At 34.5% G+C, this 21,042-nt stretch carries 14 protein-coding genes and 1 tRNA gene; 7 read left to right on the top strand and 8 right to left on the bottom strand.

All coding sequences use genetic code 11. The annotated features are described in order from the left end of the window. Window positions 1-212: 212 nt before the first annotated feature. From G3A46_RS03020 to pyrH, 3 genes are all read right to left on the bottom strand, one after another. A complete protein-coding gene (locus G3A46_RS03020; RefSeq protein WP_165146048.1) occupies window positions 213-1,496 on the bottom strand; it encodes a DUF5686 family protein in 1,284 nt (427 codons plus the stop codon). 90 nt (window positions 1,497-1,586) lie between these two features. After that, window positions 1,587-2,141: a ribosome recycling factor gene (gene frr / locus G3A46_RS03025; protein ID WP_165146051.1), complete on the bottom strand. Its 555-nt coding sequence runs from the start codon at window positions 2,139-2,141 to the stop codon at window positions 1,587-1,589. A 142-nt stretch (window positions 2,142-2,283) separates the two neighbouring features. After that, window positions 2,284-2,991, bottom strand: coding sequence for a UMP kinase (gene pyrH / locus G3A46_RS03030; RefSeq protein WP_139856142.1), 708 nt, complete (start codon window positions 2,989-2,991; stop codon window positions 2,284-2,286). A 179-nt stretch (window positions 2,992-3,170) separates the two neighbouring features. Between pyrH and G3A46_RS03035 the strand changes: the two genes are divergently transcribed. Continuing rightward, on the top strand, window positions 3,171-4,556 hold the full coding sequence (locus tag G3A46_RS03035) for a T9SS type A sorting domain-containing protein (protein WP_165146054.1): 1,386 nt from the start codon (window positions 3,171-3,173) through the stop codon (window positions 4,554-4,556). Between the two features lie 431 nt (window positions 4,557-4,987). On the opposite strand, the gene G3A46_RS03040 is transcribed toward G3A46_RS03035, so the two are convergent. Together G3A46_RS03040 and G3A46_RS03045 are read right to left on the bottom strand one after the other, a co-directional pair. Continuing rightward, entirely contained in the window at window positions 4,988-5,671 is a 684-nt protein-coding gene (locus G3A46_RS03040; RefSeq protein ID WP_165146057.1) for a response regulator, read from the bottom strand. A gap of 19 nt (window positions 5,672-5,690) precedes the next feature. Beyond that, window positions 5,691-7,643 (bottom strand): histidine kinase dimerization/phosphoacceptor domain -containing protein, encoded by a 1,953-nt coding sequence (locus G3A46_RS03045; RefSeq protein WP_165146060.1) that lies wholly within the window; start codon window positions 7,641-7,643, stop codon window positions 5,691-5,693. A 209-nt stretch (window positions 7,644-7,852) separates the two neighbouring features. Here G3A46_RS03045 and G3A46_RS03050 point away from each other — a divergent pair, with 209 nt between their 5' ends. Together G3A46_RS03050 and G3A46_RS03055 are read left to right on the top strand one after the other, a co-directional pair. Continuing rightward, window positions 7,853-9,106 (top strand): metallophosphoesterase, encoded by a 1,254-nt coding sequence (locus G3A46_RS03050; protein ID WP_165146063.1) that lies wholly within the window; start codon window positions 7,853-7,855, stop codon window positions 9,104-9,106. Between the two features lie 139 nt (window positions 9,107-9,245). Further along, complete coding sequence (locus tag G3A46_RS03055; protein WP_139856137.1) at window positions 9,246-9,542, top strand: thioredoxin family protein; 297 nt, start codon at window positions 9,246-9,248, stop codon at window positions 9,540-9,542. A gap of 33 nt (window positions 9,543-9,575) precedes the next feature. Here the strand turns inward: G3A46_RS03055 and G3A46_RS03060 are convergent, their stop codons facing one another. Together G3A46_RS03060 and G3A46_RS03065 are read right to left on the bottom strand one after the other, a co-directional pair. Beyond that, window positions 9,576-10,217 (bottom strand): polysaccharide deacetylase family protein, encoded by a 642-nt coding sequence (locus G3A46_RS03060; protein ID WP_165146066.1) that lies wholly within the window; start codon window positions 10,215-10,217, stop codon window positions 9,576-9,578. Window positions 10,218-10,340: 123 nt separating this feature from the next. After that, on the bottom strand, window positions 10,341-13,664 hold the full coding sequence (locus G3A46_RS03065) for a DUF2723 domain-containing protein (protein WP_165146069.1): 3,324 nt from the start codon (window positions 13,662-13,664) through the stop codon (window positions 10,341-10,343). A 197-nt stretch (window positions 13,665-13,861) separates the two neighbouring features. Between G3A46_RS03065 and G3A46_RS03070 the strand changes: the two genes are divergently transcribed. The 4 genes from G3A46_RS03070 (at window position 13,862) to G3A46_RS03085 (ending at window position 19,675) form a co-directional block, all read left to right on the top strand. Then, window positions 13,862-13,934 (top strand) — tRNA-Gln (locus G3A46_RS03070). 451 nt (window positions 13,935-14,385) lie between these two features. Further along, a complete protein-coding gene (locus G3A46_RS03075) occupies window positions 14,386-15,321 on the top strand; it encodes a T9SS type A sorting domain-containing protein (RefSeq protein WP_165146072.1) in 936 nt (311 codons plus the stop codon). Between the two features lie 1,232 nt (window positions 15,322-16,553). Continuing rightward, on the top strand, window positions 16,554-18,866 hold the full coding sequence (locus tag G3A46_RS03080; protein ID WP_165146075.1) for a GEVED domain-containing protein: 2,313 nt from the start codon (window positions 16,554-16,556) through the stop codon (window positions 18,864-18,866). A 209-nt stretch (window positions 18,867-19,075) separates the two neighbouring features. Then, complete coding sequence (locus G3A46_RS03085) at window positions 19,076-19,675, top strand: hypothetical protein (RefSeq protein WP_165146078.1); 600 nt, start codon at window positions 19,076-19,078, stop codon at window positions 19,673-19,675. A gap of 2 nt (window positions 19,676-19,677) precedes the next feature. Here G3A46_RS03085 and G3A46_RS03090 read toward each other — a convergent pair whose 3' ends face one another. Further along, entirely contained in the window at window positions 19,678-20,955 is a 1,278-nt protein-coding gene (locus G3A46_RS03090; protein WP_165146081.1) for an NAD(P)/FAD-dependent oxidoreductase, read from the bottom strand. Window positions 20,956-21,042: the final 87 nt, after the last annotated feature.

Raw genomic sequence — 21,042 nt, forward strand, 5'->3', positions numbered from 1 at the left:
TTGTTTAGATTTACGATTATAAGAGAATAAGGTAGTAGACTACATGTATTTTTCTATTACCGAACCTAAAATATTAAAAGTGTTATTGAAGAATGGTGCAGAATGGACTTATAAAACCTCTTCCATTTACGACCCTCAATTTAGGAAAGCTCTCAATGTAATAGGTGGAAAACTATGTTAAAGCTCTATTTTTCAGCTAACGAGATTTATTACTAAACCTTCAAATTAAAAGTAAATTTAAAAGATACGTTATCTTCAAAATTTGGCAAGCTATAATAGCCATATCTATAGGCAAAGCTAAGTCCGAATCCAAGTGCAATTTTATTCAGTTCTAATCCTGCTTCGTTATACGGATGGTCTAAAGTGTTGAAAGGAATACCGAAATGACGGTCTGTATCCTTCATATCTCCAATAGCGTGACGAGAGATTAACACCAATTCTGGATTCCATTTTTCAGCTAATCTAAACCTCCTAAAGGTATGCTTCATTTGAAGCATTGCTAATTTATCTGAGTAAAATTCTCCAAAATACATCGTTTCAAAACTCTGTACACCTGCTACAGAAAAACGTTTTATAAGTGTTTCTTTAATAGGTTGGTTTGGAAAAGCGTGAAATAAATGCGTTAAAGGCAAATCTCCCGTTGCAATTTCACTTTGAAGTATGAAACTGGTAGAAGAGAGGTTTTTTCGTTTTATTTCGTAATCGAGTTTAAGTCCAAATTTGGCGTAATTAAAATCACTGCCAGCTACGTCTTTAAATCCTTTTGTAATTTGTGTGCTTACCTTAGGAAGTCTATCAGTTGTCACACTATTTCCGTCGTCGTTTACTATAGTATCTGTCTTCAATTTTATTCGGAAAGATAGAATTGCTTCTGCCAATTTGTATTGGTTATATGTCTTTCCTTCATCTATAAAATAGTAGTCTTCAAAATTGTTTACGTCTGAATGTGCTACGCGGAATTCGGTCAATATACTTGGAGATAATTCACTTTGTATATTGGCTTGCCATTCTTTATAGTCGTAAAACTCAATTACATTTAAAAGTCTTGGTTCAAATAGAGAGTAAAACCTTGCATCGGTTAGAAAGTCATAAGTACCAATTTCTTTAATGTCATCGGTATAGTATAAGCTTATCCAGGTTTTTTTTTCTTTGTTTACTCTTGCACTTCCACCAAGGCTGTATTTAAATTCCTTGTCTTTAAATCCATAGGCAACATAACCGCCAAATCTATACTTTTCAAAAAGCTTGTCATTGGTAAGTCCACCTACACCAAGGCGTAATCCTTCGTGATTGTTGTACTTCACGAGTGTTTTTAAATCGATATCGAAAAAACCAACAGGGAAATATCCAGTAGTAAGGGGATATCCTTTTTCTTTAGAAAAATCTAAAAAAGTTTTTTTAATTCCCGTTACAGAATCGTTATTTGTTTCATTGTTTACTTGCGCAATAGCAGTGACTCCTATTAAAAAGGAGAATAAAAATAAAATCTTACGCATAGGTGTAATAAACTGTTGATTAGTGTCGTAAAAATAAAAAAAAGCGGCACAGGTGCCGCTTTATTGTATATAGTTTAACGAAAAAGGAAATTAAACAGTCATAATTTCTTTTTCTTTTTTCGCTAAAATTTCATCGATCTTTTTGATGTGAGTGTCGGTCATTTCTTGAACATCTTCTTCCAAACTCTTTTTAAGGTCTTCAGAGATATCTAAGTTTTTTAAATCGTTGTTAGCATTTTTTCTGTCGTTACGCACTCCGATTTTTGCTTCTTCAGCAACTGCTTTTGCTTGCTTTGCTAAATCTTTTCTGCGTTCTTCAGTTAATGGTGGTACGTTTATAATTACACTCTCCCCGTTATTCATTGGGTTAAAACCTAGGTTTGCTAAGTGAATACCGCGTTCAATTTCTGGAATTAAGCCTTTTTCCCAAGGTTGAATAGAAATTGTCATTCCATCTGGGGTGTTAACATTTGCAACTTGGCTTAATGGAGTAGGACTACCGTAGTAATCTACCATTACACTTCCTACCATAGAAGGAGAAGCTTTTCCAGCGCGAATGTTTACTAGTTGTTTCTCAAGATGCCTTAGCGCATTTGCCATTGCTTCTTTAGTACCATCAATTATAAAGTCTATTTCGTCTTCCATATCTCGACTTAGTTCGATAACCGAACGTATTTATTATTTATAGTTTCTGTTTTTGAAAATTGAATAGTTCAAAATTAAGAATTTTAAACTCAAAACTCAATATTATTTTATAACACAAAAACCGCTTAAAGTGGCGTTAGCGTTATAAATTTACTTTTGTTCCAATATTTTCACCAGAAACTACTTTAAGTAAGTTTCCTTTGGTATTCATATCGAAAACAATGATTGGTAATTCGTTTTCTTGACTTAAAGTAAATGCAGTAGTGTCCATTACTTTTAATCCTTTTTGAAGCACGTCTTCAAAACTGATAAATTCAAATTTCTCTGCCAGTTTATCTTTTTCTGGATCGCTAGTATAAATACCATCTACGCGAGTTCCTTTTAAGATTACATCAGCTTGAATTTCTATTGCTCTTAAAACTGCAGCCGAATCTGTAGTGAAATATGGGTTTCCAGTACCTCCTCCAAAGATTACAACTCGACCTTTTTCCAAATGTCTAATTGCTTTACGACGAATAAAAGGCTCTGCAACCTCATTGATGTTAATAGCACTTTGTAATCGGGTTGGGATATCTTCATTTTCAAGTGCACTCTGTAATGCTAAGCCATTAATTACAGTGGCTAACATTCCCATATGATCACCTTGAACTCGATCCATTCCGCTGCTAGCGCCTGCCAAGCCTCTAAAGATGTTTCCGCCGCCAATAACTATAGCTACTTGTACGCCTCTATCGGTTATTTGCTTAATTTCTTGAGCGTATTCTTTAAGACGAACTGGGTCTATCCCGTATTGTTGTTCGCCCATCAAGGCTTCCCCTGAAAGTTTTAATAATATTCTCTTGTAGTCCATAGTGTGGGTTTACTGCGGCAAAAATAAAGAAAAATATTGATGCACGATAACTAATTATTAAAAGTAGTTTTTGAAAAAATATAATACCACTTACAAGTTAACTGCTTTTAAATGATGACTTCTTGATTTTTTTTCGATAGGAAGGTAAAGTGGCATACTAATCTTTAAAATCTCACATTATGAAAACATCAGTATTTTATTTTCTATTGAGCGTGTCGTCTATTGTATTTGCTCAAAACAGCACACCGTCTCAGGCTTATTTTAATCCTATTACTATTTCAGAAATAGAGTGTATTCCCGACGCGCATAGGCAGAATATTTTGCAAGAAATTGAAACTAATAAACGAGCAATTCTTGAAGTTAATCCAGAAATATTTCAGAATAGAACAACTACACATCCGCTTTTTGAACTTCCATTTAAAGCAAAGTCAGGATTTAATGATTATGGATATTATTCATTATTCAATCAGGTAGATCACAACATTGCTCCTGGAGGTCAATTATTAGATTATAACTGCGGAGAACGAACTTATGATTGGGCAACTGGAAATCACGCCGGAACAGACTATGTAGTGTGGCCATATCCATGGAAAAAAATGGAAGAAGATGTTATGGAGATAGTTGCCGCTGCTCCTGGAATAATAATTCAGAAAAAGGATGGATATTTTGATAAGAACTGTGTAAATAATGGAAACCCAAATTGGAATGGAGTGATTTTAGAGCACTCCGATGGGTCGCAATCTTGGTATTGGCATTTTAAAGATGGAAGTACAACAACTAAAAATGTTGGTGATGCCGTGGCAAGTGGTGAGTATTTAGGTTTGGCCGGAAGCTCGGGAAGTAGCACAATTCCACATTTACATTTTGAAGTTCACGATGCTGCCGGAGAACTTATAGACCCATACGCCGGACCTTGTAATGACTTAAATTCTGATAGTTGGTGGATTGAGCAACCTGATTATATGGTTCCCGAAATACTTACGCTTTCTACTCATTATTCGGAAATATTAGATGATGACTGTGGAGAAATTGAAGATACTTATGAAGAACTTAATTTCTTACCTGGCGAAACGATTTATTTTAAATTGTTCTATCGAGATATTCAAACAGGCGATATAACAAATATCCAAGTGAAAAAGCCTAACGGGAATATACTTTGGGATTACGATTTTGTCTCGGAATGGCCTAATAATTTTGCTGCTTGGGCCTATTGGATTTGGCCTACAGACAGTAGTTGGGAAGATGGCGTTTATAATGTGACAGTTACGTTTGGAGGAAAGACTTATGAAACTATTTTTGGAATAAATACCAATCTTTCGGTAAATGAATCTGAGATAAAAGAGGTGTTAATATTCCCAAATCCTACATCAGATTTTATTAATGTTCAGAGTGTAGAAGAAATTAGCAGTATCTCGGTTTACGATTTGGCGGGGAGAGAAATTTCTAAACACTTTCCACAGTCGGTTAATACTACCATAGATTTCTCAGGAATTAACACTGGAATTTATTTGGTGAAAGTTGAATCGGCTTATAAGTCGCAAACTTTTAAAATAAGTAAACTATAGGATTGATTTATGCTTTCTGTGTTTATTTAAATAAGAAAAAGTCGCTCCTCCTCAAAAGCGACTTTCCTTTAATACCGAAATATGAAAACACGGTTAGTTAGTTTTCTAATTATAAATTAATTATCCCCACAATTACTTTAATTTATCTCGGTATTGTTTTTTATAAAAATAGCCACGCCCCACCGTGGCTATCTTCATTATCAATTGAAAACTCAATTGAAGCTATGGTTTAAAATACCATTAACTAAACCAATTTATACTATGATTTTAACCATAGCCAAATTTTCTACCTTTTCAATTTGATTCATTACCCGCAACAAAATCTTTATTAAAAGTGCGTTTATGAATAATTACAAATCGAATATAAACTGTAAAAAATAATTAACTTAGATTCTTTAGTGAGTGGGGTGTAATTTTTAGTGAATGAAAAATTAACTTTGAATTAGCTGTTTTAGCTCAGATTTTCGAGAGTTGCTAATAGGAATTTCTATGTTGTTTATAATTACAACATTTTTACACAACGCATCAACTTTTAATAAATTGATTATATATGAACGATGTGTTTTAATAAACTTTTCTTGGTTGAGTTGAGAGGATAAGTACTTGAGCGTTTTAGGGACTAAATACTTACGTGTGGTAGTTATAACATAGCAGTAATTGTCATAGGCTTTCAGGTAGAGAATTTGTGATTGCTTTATTTTATAAAGTTCATTATCTGCTGAAAAAGAAAGAAATTCTTCATCGTGAATGTAGTTATTCCAAGCAATTTCAATATTACTTCGCAATCCATTTTCAGTAAATGGTTTTACAATATACCCCAATGGGCGCGTTTGCTTAACCCTTTTTATAGTATGCGGATCTGTTTGAGACGTTAGGTACAAATACGGTTTGTTAAGCATGTCTAGGTTTTCTGCTAAATCAACACCGTCTTTTTCACCATCGAGTTGAATATCTACTAAAACAAGATCAGGTTTATTACTTTTAATTTCGGTTAATGCTTCTTCAACATTATCGGCTTGACCGCAAACACTATACCCATTTTTCTGCAAAATAGACTCTAAGGTTATTGCGATTATCGGATCGTCTTCAACTATGTATATATTTAATTTACTCAAAATATTTAGCTTAGTTTAATCAAAGTATTTCAAACTTTTTAATTTTTAAAATTACTTCAGTTCCTTTATTTACCGTCGAATTATAATTTAAAGTAGCTTTTAGTTTTTTTGATAATGCCTTCATTAATTTAATTCCGAAAGAGGTTTCTTTAATTTTGCCTTCAAAACCCTGTCCATTATCAATAACCTTTAGCACAAGCTCGTCATCTATTTTTCTGAAATCAATTAAAAGAATGCTTTCCGGTTTAATAGTTTTATAAGCGTGTTTTAAAACATTAACAATTAATTCATTTAAAATTAAACCTATGGGAGTTATTGTTTCAATACTCAATACTATAGGTTCAATATTTAATTTGTAAGGTAAAACTTCACTTTTAAATTGATGTGTTTCAAAAATATCTTTGGTTAATGCTTCCAAATATTCTTTACTGTTAATCCCTACTAATTGGTCTTTGTTGTAAAGTCTTTGATGAATTAACACCATCGACTTCACTCTGTTTTGAGCTTCACGAAGGGCAACTTGTGCTTTTTTATCTTCCATGCTTTCAGACTGAAGATAGAGGAGTGATGATACTATTTGGAAACTATTTTTTACACGGTGATGAGTTTCTTTTAACAGCACGTTTTTCTCGTCAATCGTGGCTTCTAGTAGTTTTTTCTGTTTTGCCAAAGAGCGATTTTTCTTTCTGTTTTTATAAAAGAAAAACCCTAAAAACCCAGCAAATAGAAAACCTATGCCTGAAAGTACACCATAAAGTTGACTTTCTTTTTTACGTGCCGATATTTCAGCATTTTTAAGGGCAGAAGTTTTATTGAATTCAAACTGCATTTCCTGTTGCGTTTGTTTTCTAATGTTTTTCTCATTAAAAATAGTTTCTCTAGCATCGACATATAATTCAAAATTTTCAAGCGATTTGCTTAGGTCGGCAGTGCTTTTATATGCTGTGTATAAACAGTTACATGCTTTGGAAAACACTTGTATTCCATCAGACATAGAAGTCATTGCTTTGGCTTTTTCGCAATCGGCAATTGCTTGCGAATATTCTCCCTGCTTTAAAAATAAGTCGCCTCTATAAGCTAGTGTTTCTGCTAATCGGCCAGACATATTATTACTTTCATAAAAGGCAATCGAAGTGTTTAGATAGGGCAAGGCATCTTCAAAATTGTTCAAGTTTGTGTGCGCAATTCCAATGTTTAAATCTGAATTTACTAGCATTACAGGAGGTGCGTTACCTTTTTCCTTTAATTCTTTTCCTTTGAGAAAAGCTTCTAATGCTTGTTCGTGTTTGTTAGTTTTTAAAAACAAATCACCTTTATTAGTAATGAAAACTCCAGCAGCAATGTATGATTTGTCGTTTAAGGCATCTTTATAACCCTTGTCATAATAAATGGAGGCCTTGTCGTACTCTTCCATTTGATTATAGAAATTAGCAATACTATTGTCTAGGGACAATCGCTCTTTTTTTAATTTTCTAAGATCTAGTTCATTTAGCTTGTTGGTATCTACTTTGTCTAAAAATTCCTGTGCTTTTAAGGTTAGTGCAAGTGCCTGTGGCATATCTCCCTTTATTCTATAAACGCCACCCTCAGTATTGTATAATGAAGACTTTAAGAATGGCAAATCCTCTTCCTCAATTAAGGATTTTGATTTTTCGATATAATAAAGTGATGAATCTAACTTCGAATTGTAGTAATAGTAGTTTCCGTAAAAATAATATGTGGTAGCGAGAAGCTTGGGGGTATTGCTTAAGGTAGAAACTTCTTCCGCTTTTTTGATGAGCTTTTCACTTCCCGCTCCGTAACGTAAATTGCTAATAAAAGTGGTTAATGCTGTTATTTTTTCATCTGCTGAAGATAAGCTTTCAGTGACCTTTAAAAGAGAATCTATAACCGCAGCATTAGTTTCTGGATTTTTTTGGGAAAATCCAGAAAAGCCGATAATTATAGCTAAAAAAAGAAGTGAGGTTCTCAATATTTAGTATTCTGATTCTAAAATACTAAAATAATATTTAACAGCTTTACAGCGCTAAGATTATATAAAAGGATTGGGTACTAAACAATTTTATTGCTTATAATATTATATGGCTTAAAAACATGCCGTTCTTGATAATCGTTAAAATAAAGTGAAGTTTGCGATAAAGGTTTTTCAATCTTGTTACTTTTAAAAATTCTATCTACACTATGCGTTGGTTTATTTTTATTTCAGTTTATATTCTCGTTGATATTTATGCCTTTCAGGCTGTGAAAACACTTACTAGAAATCCCTTTGTTTACGGTATTTATGTTTTGCTTTCCCTAGCTGTTTTGGGAGCTTTAATTTATGAGCTGTCGGCAATGGGAGCTGGAAAGAACATGGGGATAAGCACTATGTATGTATTTGGAGCTTTCCTTGCGCTATTTGTTCCGAAATTACTAGTCGTTATTTTTATGTTTGCTGAAGATATAGGTAGGTTTTTTGTGGGTACTTATATGAAAGTAGCAGGAAGCAGTGAAACACCATTTATGGCTTCGAGAAGAAAGTTTGTAAGTACACTTGCCTTGGGAATTGCTGCTATTCCATTTGCCTCTTTAATTTATGGAATGATTCAAGGGAGGTACAATTACAAAGTTTTAAAATACGCATTAGAATTTGATGACTTGCCTGATGAGTTTGATGGGTTTACACTTACACAAATTAGCGATGTTCACATCGGTAGTTTTAGCAATAGAAACAAGGTTGAATACGCCGTTAATCTTATCAACGAACAGCAAAGTGATATGATTGTTTTTACAGGGGATTTGGTAAATAATCTCGCTGAAGAAATGGACGATTGGAAAGGGTTGTTTAGTACATTAAAAGCACCACAAGGTGTTTTCTCGGTTTTAGGAAATCACGATTATGGCGATTATGTAAAGTGGAATAGTGTTTCAGAAAAAGTAGAAAACCTTAACAGGCTAAAATCAATCCAAAGAGAAATGGGTTGGGATTTGCTTTTGAATGAGAACCGATTTATTACTAAAAACGGTCAGAAAATAGCTTTGGTAGGAGTTGAAAATTGGGGGGAAAACGGTTTTAAGAAAGCAGGGGATCTCGACAAAGCTTGTGAAGGAATTTCAAAAGAAGATTTCAAAATACTTTTAAGTCACGATCCCTCACATTGGCAATCTGAAGTAAAAAAAGACCCACGAAACTTTCACCTTACCCTCAGCGGTCATACCCACGGGATGCAGTTTGGTATTGATATTCCTGGAGTTTTTAAATGGAGCCCAATAAAGTACAGGTATGAAAATTGGGCAGGAATTTACCAAGAGTTTGGAAGATATATAAACGTAAATCGAGGTTTTGGATTTCTAGGTTATCCAGGAAGAGTAGGGATGTGGCCGGAGATAACTGTGATTAAACTTAAAAAAAGTCTAACTCAAACTAAAAGCAGTGAAAATTTAAGAGAAGCCTAACTAATTAATTGTTACCTTGTAAGGTGGTTAAGTGAAAACACACCAAACTATTCCTAAGCATACATTATAGGTGCTACGTAACATTAGGAAGTTATTTTATTATATTTGTAATACATTGTTCAACTAATACATTAGATGAATGTCGAAATTCGGAGAATTAATTGAAAGCCGCACTCCAGTGCTACTAAACTTTTATGCAGAATGGGATGAAACTTCTAAAAAGATGCATCCAGTATTGCGTGAAGTAGCCACTGCTCTAGGAGAAAATGCTCGCGTTATAAAAATAGATGTAGAAAAAAACAAGGAACTTTCTGATGCTTTACGCGTTAAAAACCTTCCTACATTTATGATTTATAAAGATGCAGAGATGAAATGGCGACAAGGAGGAGAACAAGATGCCGATACTCTTATCGGACTTATTAAAGAATATATTTAGTTGCTAAAGATTAGTTTTTAGTAACTATATATTTTAAAGTGAGGCACACTTCCAGCCTTTTTCAGAGATATAACTCAATACTTTAGGTAAAGTATACCTGAGATTTTTCTCGGCTTTTAAACTGTCGTGAAATACCACAACACTTCCAGGCTTTATGTTTTTTAGTACATTTTGAAGACACTTTTCTTTTGAAATGGAAGCGTCGTAATCAAAACTTATGATATCCCACATTACAATTTTATACCCTTTTTTCTGAAGTATATTAGCTTGTTTTGAAGTTATTCTCCCATAAGGAGGTCTAAATAACTTTGAACCATATGACTTCTGATCCATGCCATTAACTTGTAATATGGTATCGATTATTTTCTTAGAAGCTTTCTCGGTATTTTCAATATAATTTGAAGTTTTTGTCTTCCATCCGTTTAAATGGTTGTAGGTGTGATTCCCTACTGTATGACCTTCAGAAATTACACTTTTAAAAATCTCAGGATGCTTTTGAATGTTGTTACCAATACAAAAGAAGGTTGCTTTGGCTTGGTGTTTCTTTAGTTCGTTTAACACCCAAGGCGTCACTTCAGGAATAGGGCCGTCGTCAAAAGTGAGGTAAACTGAATTTTTAGCACGCGAAAATGCCCAAATCCGTTCAGGGTATAACCGCTGAATAAACCTGGGCATTTTTACGATTTTAAATTTCAAATTTTAAAGTTGAATAAGCTTAAACAATGTTATAAATGCTATTCTTAATTTTAAAGTCTGTTCTTGTTGAAGGTGTCCTCTCAACAAATCAAATATTTAAATTTAGTTTATCGGCAATTCCTCTTCAACAGCTTCAGAAGGTTGCAGCTGCATATTTTCTAATATACTAGAATCTAATTCCACTTCAAGAGTTTCTTTAGCTTCCATTTCTCGATCTAAGTCAATCGCTTCATCTGGAGTATAGAAATGACGGAACATCTTTAAGTAATCGTTGAATTTCTTTGCTTCAGACTTGGCAAACTCTTCATCGTCGTAAATAATTACAAACTGAATTAAACTTCTGTAGCGCTCCATATCACTTATGATATCGGAAGCAATATTGCGTTGTCTATTAAACTTAAGACCGTTGTAGTAAATAAGATGTTCTTGGTAAATCTTAGTAACATCATTATATACTTGACGAGCTTTTTCTTTTTTACCTAATTCGTAATATCCTATAACAAAAGGCTCTAGTAGCGAGTAGTATTCAAAATACTTCACTGGCATTTTTTCCATTCCAAGATCTAGTACTTTTTCAGCTTTTTCTTCTTTACCTTCATTAATTAAGGTTTCTGCAAGACGCGCTAAATTACTTCGGTAGGTAATACCATTTCTACGTGTTTCAGTATCGTGGTAGATATCCGGGCTACCGCTATTACCCCAATCCCAAGACATAACGATGTCGTACATCTTATCGCTGTCTATACGACCCATTTCATAAGGGTTACGGTTGTTCATTGGTGTTTTAATTGGTACTAATTTGTAAACTACACCTTCAAGTTGTAGGTATTCTTTCATCCAGATATAATCGTCGTCACCAAAGCTTCCGCCACTAAAGTAGATTGGACGCTCCCAATTGTTGTTTGCGATTATATCCAACATCATCATACGGTTTTTGTAGATAACGTCACCTTTTACATTAATATCGATATAAGGAACAATTTTATCGGCGTCTTTAGCGTCAACAATTCCATTTCTTAAAACTGCTTCCTTATCTACAGGAATGCGAATTACTTTTGAAGGGAATGTATGTACTTGTTGACCATTTTGTAATTGCATTTGCGTGGCAGGACTGTCGCTAGCAACAAAATTCATCCAAGTTTTAATGTCAATAGTATCTTGATTTGTTCTTTGGTGAATAAGGAAATCGCGAGTACCAAAACGATATTTATCGTGTGTTAGTTGAGACGGAATAGGATCGCTCGTAAACGCTTTTTTCTTCATATCGTCTATATACCAATCCGTTTGGAATAAACTTGTGTTTACAACACGCACATCTTGACGATAACCTTCCACATTCTGAATATACCACAAGGCAAAAGTGTCGTTATCTCCAATAGTAAATACAATTCCATTTTCATCGCAGGAATCTAAATACATTTTCCCCATTGCTTGGGCAGTATAGCGGTTGCTACGATCGTGATCGTCCCAGTTTTGTGATGCCAATAATATAGGCGCCGCCAAAGCAGTAGCAATCATTACCACCGGAAGTGCAATTTTAGGTTTTATATATTCCTTTGCAAGATCGAAAAGGGCATAGGCGCCATAACCAATCCACATTGCAAACACATAAAAACTACCCACTAAAGCATAATCTCTTTCACGAGGTTCAAAAGGTCGCTCGTTGAGGTAAACTTTTAGGGCAAGTCCGGTAAATAGGAAGAACACTAATAATACCCAAAAGCTCTTTTGGTCGTTTTTAAAGTGAAAAACTAAACCTATAATTCCTAAAATAAGCGGAAGGAAAAAGTAAGTATTTCGTGCTTTATTGTTTTTTATATCGCTTGGCAAGTTGTCTTGGCTTCCTAAGCGGAGTTCGTCTATAAACTTAATTCCACTCAGCCAATTCCCGTGTAGATCGGTGTACTGACCTTGGATGTCGTCTTGTCTACCTGTGAAATTCCACATAAAATAGCGCCAATACATATATCCAAATTGATATTCGAACATAAACTTCATATTCTGAAGAAAGGTAGGCCTCTTAATATCTAGGAACTGTCCGAAATTCTTTAGGAACTTATCGAAGTCCTTGGTGTCAACCAAACCTTGAGCGTGAGCTTGTTTAAATTTATTTACTTCATCAATCAATCTTGGCTCGTTAAGATATTCAGCTTTAACCGAAAAATCTAATCCGCCAGTAAACTCCATATAGTTAGAGCTGTGCTCTGTACTCCACATACGTGGTAAAAAGCCTTTTTGAGCGTCATCTGTGTTTTGACTTGCGTTTTTGTAGTTGTTTACAATAACGTATTTCCCAGTAGCTTCATCTTTTTCGTAGTTTGGCTTATCGTCTTTGTACGGATTTTCTTCATCTAGACCTACATAGCTTTCTGTGAAGTGTGGTCCATAAAACAAATGTGTTTCTGGGTATTGTTCTCTGTTGTAATACGCTAAAAGTTCACGGGCGTTGTTTGGGTTGTTCTCGTTAATTACTGTTCCTGCATTAGCACGGATTGGAAGCATTAACCAGCTACTAAATCCAATAAAGATAAAAAGCACACAAAGCAGAATTGTATTAAGTTGTACAAAACCTTTTTTACGTGTTAATCGCAAGGTGTAGATAAACACAACAACGAAAAGTAAAGCAGCTATAATGGTTCCTGAGTTAAAAGGAAGGCCTACGCTGTTTACAAAAAATACTTCGGAAGCACTAAAGAATTTCATCGACATTGGTAGCAATAGCTTGAAGATAAAGAGTAGGATGGCTACAGTAACTACGTTTGCAATGATAAAATTCTTGATTGTAACTGTTTTGTAATGCTTAAAGAAGTATAAGAAACCTATAGCAGGAATGGTAAGTAGCGCCATAAAGTGCACTCCAAATGAAAGTCCGATAATAAAGGCAATAAGAATTACCCATCGATTCCCTCTTGGTTCAAGCATTTCGCGTTCCCAACGAAGTGCGGTGTAAAATAAAACCGACATTAGAAAAGCCGCGCTTGCATATACTTCGGCTTCTACTGCGTTAAACCAGAAGCTATCTGTAAAAGCAAAGGCTAAAGCACCAACAGCAGCACTTCCTAAGATTGCTAAAGCGCTAGTTTTTTCTATTTCTTGTTTTTTAGAAATTAGATTGGTCATCAATATTGTAAGCGACCAAAACATAAATAATATGGTAAATGCACTTGAGAATACCGACATTAGGTTAATGGTAAGTGCGATATATGTGGCATCTGGTGCGAATATTGAGAAAAATGCCCCAAGCAATTGGTATAATGGAGCTCCTGGAGGGTGACCTACCTCAAGGTTACTTGAAGTGGTAATATATTCGCCAGCATCCCAAAAGCTTGCTGTAGGTTCTACCGTAAGCCAGTAAGTAGTAAGCGCTATAGCAAAAACAATCCAACCTGTGATATTGTTCCATTTTTTAAAGTTGAAAGAACCCATAAGTACATTTAAAGTTTTGATGGCACGAATTTACTAATAATATATATAGCTTACATAGGTAAATAGGGTAACGTTCAACTTGCTATGTTATTTTTTTTAAGGGTAAAAGTTGAAATTAAAAAAAGAAGATAAAATTTTTTTCAAAAAAGTTTGTACAAGCCAAAATATGTATTAAATTTGCAACCTCATTATGGAAATGGCCCATGGTGTAACTGGCAACACGTCTGGTTTTGGTCCAGAAGAGTCTAGGTTCGAGCCCTAGTGGGCCAACAAAAAAAAATCCCGATCTAAATTTAGGTCGGGATTTTTTATTTATGTAGTTTTTTATCTTGATTTTTAAGCTGTTGGCTTACGTAAATGTGAATGGTTTAAACAAAATGCTAAAGACATTTTATGTTTATGGCGTTTCCCTTTGCGGTATACCGATTTAATAAAGGGTCGGGGTTTTTCTTTTTATGGTTGGGTGATAGTTGTCTTGTTTAGTGGGATAGTTGCAGGGTTGATGTTAAGTTGTATTTATTGCAATAATTTTATTGGCATCACTTTATGTTAAAGTAAACATCCTTTTCTATTATATTAACAGATTGTTTATGTCAATTGTCCTTCTGTCTGTATTGGTCTTTTGTTTGTGTCAATTGGAAGTATCTTAGAGAAATTAAAATCTTTCCCATTTCAGTGTGTTTCTTAGATGATTTTATATTTTCGCGAAAAAAATAAAATTATGAAAAAGAACTATTTTGCCCTTATTTGTTTATCCTTTTTTTCTATTTGCGGGTTTAACACCTACGCTCAAGAAAGTAACTCTCTTTTGTATTCGCAAGAAATAAATTCTCAAATGGGCTCTGGATCATCTGTTGCATCGATAGATGGAGAAGGGTATTACTCTGGTGAGGATGTTGTACTTGATTCGGATGCTAATATTTCGAGCATCACGTTTCCTGGATATCAGTTCGCGAACAATTTAGAAAATACCTACACTGGAGCAGTGCTGTATATTTATGAAAATAATGAAGGTATCCCTAACGGCATTCCAGAGAAATCAGGAACGCCTTATTATTCATTAGATCTAGATAAAACAAATCCATTATTAGCTATGACATCAGGAGGTGATTATCTCTATGAGTTTAGTGTTGAAACTCCTGATTTATTCTTGGAAGGGGGTAAAACGTATTGGATGGTATTTGCGGTAAAAATTGATTTTGCTGAAAAGTTAGATCACCCTGAAATGTGGAATTGGTTTAACAGTACAACATTTCACTTTAACGATGCTATGAATATAGATCCAGATGACTTTTTTGGTTCTGGCTTAACTTATTGGTTGTCAATTTATGACATGACAGGGGGCGCTTTCGGCGATGACGTTAGAGGGCTTAGTTTCTTTCTTTATGGTGAAGAAGTTATTATGGGAATGGAAGAAAATAATTTTGAAAATCAAATTAAGGTTTTCCCAAATCCTACAGCTCATGAATTAAATATGACCACTCCTCAAAATTTAGCGATAGATCAAATCAATATTTATGACGTAACAGGACGATTGGTTCAAACTGAATATGGTCAGTCTACTATAGATGTGTCAAATTTAAATGATGGTTATTTCTTGGTTGAGATTAATTTTTTAGATGGTGTTAAAATCACTAAAAAATTCATCAAAGAATAAATTTTTAAGTTGAGATTGCTTGTTTCATGTCTTTAAATTATGATTAAGGGTGTGGATATCTGGAGTATTTCTTAAACCTCAACATGTGTAAATATAAAAGCCGCTGATATTCAGCGGCTTTTTTTGTTGGATTTGTTTCTATTTATTAATCCAAGAAATATGTGACTTTTTTATTATATAGCATAGGATCATTGTTGAAGGTGTAAATAACAAGGTGTGTTTCTTTGGTTACACTATAATCTAAACAATAGGTGTTATTTTTAAAATTAAGGGTCTATTTCTAATTCCATCTTCTCTCATTAACCAATTGTATCCAAACAAAACACTCTTTTCGTCCTTGAGTAAAAGTTATTCTTGTCTTTAAATGATTGTTCATTTGGTAACTTAACTTCTTTTTTAGAGTATCTACAAACGATTTAAAGAGTATTGTTTATGTCTTTGTTGGTTTCTAAGTCAAATTTTCAGTTAATCGTAACTCCTCTACAACTGATTTTTCCAAATAAGATTTGCTTTAAACTATTTAATAGTTTGTCAAAGGTTAAATTATCAGGAATTTAAGAAACAAATAAATGAATTATAACTAATTATGTTAAATGATTATTAATGAAATATGTATGTGTTTGTTATTATAAAAATAACGAAAATTATTTTGTTCATTTTAGTTGGAAAAACATCATAAAATCGGATGTGACTGACAGACAGTGTGTTACTGCAAAAGCTTGATTTTACTATGCCTAAGAGCGTTTTGTTAAGTGTGTTTTATTTTTTTAAAAAGATTTTAAAAGAATTGGTTTTTATCATAATTTATTCCTAAGTTTGAAAGGAATTAACATTAATTAACCTAGAATTATGAAAGTAAATTACTTATTCGCTGCTATTCTTGCATACCCTGCTCTTTCTTCAAAGCAAAAAATTTTAGCTTTTATTAATTCTTTAAAACCTTAATGTAAAAACACATTAAATCAATTTTTGTGCTATTAAATTAAGGAGGTCCAAATCGTCTTACTAAAGTTGTAAATCACAGAATTAACAAGTCTGGAAAACGTACAACGGCAGAAGATTAAATTTCCAAAGTTTCCATACCAAAAATGTATCGAATGCTATTTAGTTATAAAACGTGGTAACTATGTTAGTTAAGTTTTGATTGCTTTAATGTGTTACAGAGATAAAAAATGGTGAGCCTTGCTTACTTCTGATAATAACTTAATTTTTAACCCCAAATCTTTTTAATTATGATGAAAAAAATACCAAAGTATTTATGCGGATCATGGCTTATGTCCACGATGTTGTTTTTCGGAGCGGTTCCGACTAGCGAAGCCCAAACAGATTTGAGTAGCTCTAGAGCTAATTCAAGTTGGACTAATTTTAACGAACGTACTAATGGAGTAGGTGAAATAACCGTAAATGGAGTAGATCCAAGTACGTTTAGTTTTCCAAACACTTCAACAGCTTTTTATCCACGTACTCAAGCGACCGTTGTTTACGATAACGGACCTCATGTTAACGTAGTTGGAAACCCTGACTTAAGTGTTCTTGAGTCTGTTACTCATGGAATGAACACCTTAGGTGGTAATGTTTCAAATGCAGCTGGTTTTGCTTATGCAGATGATTTTGAATTACTTGCTGAAACTGAAGTTACTGAAATTACAGGATATGCATACCAAACAAATGCTACATCTACTAGTATTAATGCAATGTATGTAACTATTTGGGATGGAAATCCTAGTGATGCATCTTCTACAATAGTTTGGGGAGACCAAACTACCAATGTTTTCTCTTCAGTAGAAAATATTAACGCATATAGAGTTGCAGAAAATGACCAAGGAGGTAGAGCTAGAATGATTCAAAAGGTTAATGCTGCAATTACAGGACTTACCTTAAGCGCTGGGACATACTGGTTAGAATATTCATTTGATGGTACTGGTGGTTCTGGACCTTGGCAGCCACCTATATCTATTTTAGGCGAGACTTCAACAGGAGACGCGCTACAAAAAACTTCAACAGGATGGGGTCCTTGGTTAGATACTGGATTAAATACACCACAAGGAGTGCCTTTCCAAATCCACGGGGAACAAGCTGGTGGAGCTGGATGTGAATGGACAGTAATCGTTCAGGGTACAAGCTTTGGTGATGAAGTAGAATGGGAATTAAGAGAGGCAGGTGGTGCTGTATTGTTATCTGGTGGTGGCTACGGTCAAGGCTACTACGACGAGCAAACAACTACTGCTGAGGGACCTCTAGAATTCTATATTAATTCTATTGGTACATTTGGAGATAATACTCCAGCATACACTATTTTAACTGATGGGAATGAAATTTTAGACGGAGTTCTTCCAGGTGGTGAAGAAGCTACATTTAGCGACTTAAATTGTGACACTGGAGGTGGAACAATTACTTACTGTATCCCTGAAGGTACAAACTCTAGCCGTTTTATCAATAACTTCAGTACTACTGGAGGATCTGATAATGTTTCTAATATGGCTTCTGGGTACTCAGCTGATGGATATGGAGATTTCTATGATACACATACTGTAGCTCAAGAGCAAGGTGGTGATGTTGAATTTACTGTTGATATAGAAGGTGGAACTGCTGGATTTAGAGTTTGGGTAGACTGGAACCAAGATGGTGTATTTGATACTGCTACTGAAGTAGCTTACAACTCTTCTTCGTATGAGAACTCACATTCTGGATCATTTACAGTACCTGCTGATGCTTTAGAAGGAGATACTCGTATGCGTATTGCTAGCCATTGGTTAGATCCAAATGGAGATGTTGATCCTTGTGAAACTGGATTTAGCTACGGAGAATTTGAAGATTATAAATTCACTGTAGGTACTGGCACTGTTGGTGGAGGTTACTGTATCCCTGTATTGGATTGTACAGATAACGATATGATTACTAATGTAACTTTCCAAGAAATAGACAATACTACTACTTGTAGCCCTGATGGATATGGCGATTATACTGCTATGTCTGGAACTGTTGCAGCAGGTGGAACTTATCCAATCTCTGTAAGTGTAGGAAATGGATGGTCAAGTGAGTCTGTATCTGTTTGGATCGATTTTGACAATAGCGAAACTTTCGAAGAGTCTGAATTCTTCTATATCGGAACTGGATCTGATGAAGCTTTAACAGGTGAATTAGCGATACCAGCTGGTCTTGCTGATGGAGACTATAGAATGAGAGTTCGTGTGGCAGCAGTAGGTCAATCTACAGCTACTTGGGATATGTCTTGTGATGAAACACAAGGATACGGAGAAACTGAAGATTATACTATTACAGTTGATGGTACTGCAGGTGTGAATGATTTCTCAGCAGTTAACTTCTCGTATTTCCCTAACCCAATGCAAAATGAACTTAACATTGCTTCAAACTTAAGCATTGAGTCAATTTCAGTTTACAACTTATTGGGTCAAGAAGTAATGAGCAACGTAAACGTTTCTAACGGTAAGGTTGATGTTTCTGCATTATCAACTGGAACTTTCTTATTCCGTGTTACTTTTGAAGGCGGATTAACAGAAAACTTCAAAGTTATAAAGCAGTAATTAATTTTTAGTTAAATTCAATTTAAGCTGCCTCCTAATGGGAGGCAGCTTTTTTTATTCTGTATTTTATTTGAAGTAGATATATAGCAAACAATAATTTGCTCGGTCTATATTGTAAATAAGCCTCGATATTATTTTAACGATTTAAATAATTTATTAGAAGATGATAACTATCTTTAAAAGATGTATTTAACTAACACAATTTAATTATGAAAAAAATAGTTTTAATCCTTTCAATCTTACTGTGTTCTACGGTTATGTTTTCACAGAAAGTAAAGGTGATAGAAGGGGGTTTTAAGAACCTTAAGGGTATTACAGTCTATAACTTGGAGTTTGATTACACTGGAGTTCAGATTCCAAAATACGATTCGGAAGAAGCGTTTTTAAAGGATAAAATGGAAAAACGTGAAAATAAAAAGGCTGGAGCTGGAGAGGAATTTAAAAAATCTTGGTTTGCCGATAGGGAAGAAAGATATGAGCCAAAGTTTATCGAATCTTTTAATAAGCGCTTTGATGGTGAGGTACGCGTAGCCAAAGATATAGATGCCGAATACACTATGAAAATTCATTCCACAATGATGTGGGCAGGATATAACGTTGGGGTGGTTAGAAAAAACTCTAAGCTTGAAGCTACGGTTTCGGTTTATAAAACAAGTAACCCCTCCGAAGTATTATGGTCTGCCAATTACACTAAAGTAGAAGGGAGTGGCGCTATGGGTTACGACTTCGATTCTGGATATAGAATTTCTGAAGCTTATGCCAAACTAGCTAAGGAAGTTGCTTACAACATAAAAAAGAAAGCAAAATAACTTTACTCGTTTAATCGCTCATTTTCCATATCAATAACCTTTGCAACCGTTTTAACCAAGCGGTTGTGGTTTTTTACAAAAGGATTCGTTTCATCCCAAACATAACCAGCAAGTACAGCGCAAATTTGTTCTTTAATTACAGGATTTTCAGGTCGGTGAAAAAATATTTTCTGAAGATTCCCTGTGTACCATTCTTTAACATAGGTTCTAAATACATCTACACCTCTCATAATATACCCTGTGTACTCTGCTTCCCAATCTACTTGTTCGCCTTTTAATTCTTTGGTTATTAGTTTGGCCGATTTTAATCCAGATTCGGTTGCGAAAGTTACCCCTGAAGAGAATACCGGGTCTAAAAATTCGGCGCTGTTGCCGGTAAGAGCATAGCCCTTTCCGTAAAGTTGTTTTACAGCCTTAGAGTAATTTTTAATAGTATAAGGTTCAAACAAAAATTCTTCATTCTTTAGTCTATCGTAATAGTAATCGGAAATTTTTAGCATTTCCTTCATTTTCTCAGCATTTGTGCCTTTGTAGGATTCTATAAACGAGGTTGGTCCTACAAAACCAATACTAGTAACACCGTTTGAAAAAGGAATCACCCAAAGCCAAACATCATCTCTTACAACGTCAAAGGTTATAATAGTTCCTTCTACGCCTTCAGGTCTTCTATTTTCTTTAACGTGAGTGAAAATGGCTGAATTAGCATCAAGAGAAGAAGGTTTGTCTAAATCTAATAATCGAGGTAAAACTCTTCCGTAGCCACTACTATCAATTATAAACTTGGCATTTATTTTATATTCTTTCCCACTTTCATCCTTTACAGTTGTGGTAGAGCTTCCAACCCCTTGAGTCGGATTAATATTCTCATCGGTAGTATTGAATTGCACATCGATAACTTCATGCCCAAACGAAACATCTACGCCGTTCTTCACTATTTCTTTAGCGAGTGTGTTATCAAAATCAGCGCGAGGGACTTGCCAGGTGTAATCCCAACCAGGAGTGTGTTTCTTGCTAAAATCGAAGTTGCAAACAATGTTATTTTTTAAAAATCGAGCTCCAGATTTTATTTCAAATCCTTGTGCCATCAAACAATCTAATAGCCCAGTCTCTTCAAAATGATCCATACAACGCGGTAATAGACTTTCACCTATCACAAAACGTGGAAAGATATTTTTTTCAACTACTTTGCAGCTTATTCCATTGTTGTTTAAATAAGCAGCAGCCACGCACCCCGAAGGACCAGCTCCAATTATTAACACATCAACATTAATATCATTCATATAATTAAGAAATAGATTGTTAAAAAAATATAAATTTGCAGTGGAAAGTTACCAATTTATTTTCGCAGTACACATTTTTACACACTT

It is taken from the genome of Aequorivita sp. KMM 9714, from assembly GCF_011065475.1.
Classification (GTDB): domain Bacteria; phylum Bacteroidota; class Bacteroidia; order Flavobacteriales; family Flavobacteriaceae; genus Aequorivita; species Aequorivita sinensis.

Coding starts and splice junctions, on each gene's coding strand:
- G3A46_RS03020 (WP_165146048.1), bottom strand. CDS start 1,496: ATGCGTAAGATTTTATTTTTATTCTCCTTTTTAATAGGAGTCACTGCT.
- frr (WP_165146051.1), bottom strand. CDS start 2,141: ATGGAAGACGAAATAGACTTTATAATTGATGGTACTAAAGAAGCAATG.
- pyrH (WP_139856142.1), bottom strand. CDS start 2,991: ATGGACTACAAGAGAATATTATTAAAACTTTCAGGGGAAGCCTTGATG.
- G3A46_RS03035 (WP_165146054.1), top strand. CDS start 3,171: ATGAAAACATCAGTATTTTATTTTCTATTGAGCGTGTCGTCTATTGTA.
- G3A46_RS03050 (WP_165146063.1), top strand. CDS start 7,853: ATGCGTTGGTTTATTTTTATTTCAGTTTATATTCTCGTTGATATTTAT.
- G3A46_RS03055 (WP_139856137.1), top strand. CDS start 9,246: ATGTCGAAATTCGGAGAATTAATTGAAAGCCGCACTCCAGTGCTACTA.
- G3A46_RS03060 (WP_165146066.1), bottom strand. CDS start 10,217: ATGCCCAGGTTTATTCAGCGGTTATACCCTGAACGGATTTGGGCATTT.
- G3A46_RS03065 (WP_165146069.1), bottom strand. CDS start 13,664: ATGGGTTCTTTCAACTTTAAAAAATGGAACAATATCACAGGTTGGATT.
- G3A46_RS03075 (WP_165146072.1), top strand. CDS start 14,386: ATGAAAAAGAACTATTTTGCCCTTATTTGTTTATCCTTTTTTTCTATT.
- G3A46_RS03080 (WP_165146075.1), top strand. CDS start 16,554: ATGATGAAAAAAATACCAAAGTATTTATGCGGATCATGGCTTATGTCC.
- G3A46_RS03085 (WP_165146078.1), top strand. CDS start 19,076: ATGAAAAAAATAGTTTTAATCCTTTCAATCTTACTGTGTTCTACGGTT.
- G3A46_RS03090 (WP_165146081.1), bottom strand. CDS start 20,955: ATGAATGATATTAATGTTGATGTGTTAATAATTGGAGCTGGTCCTTCG.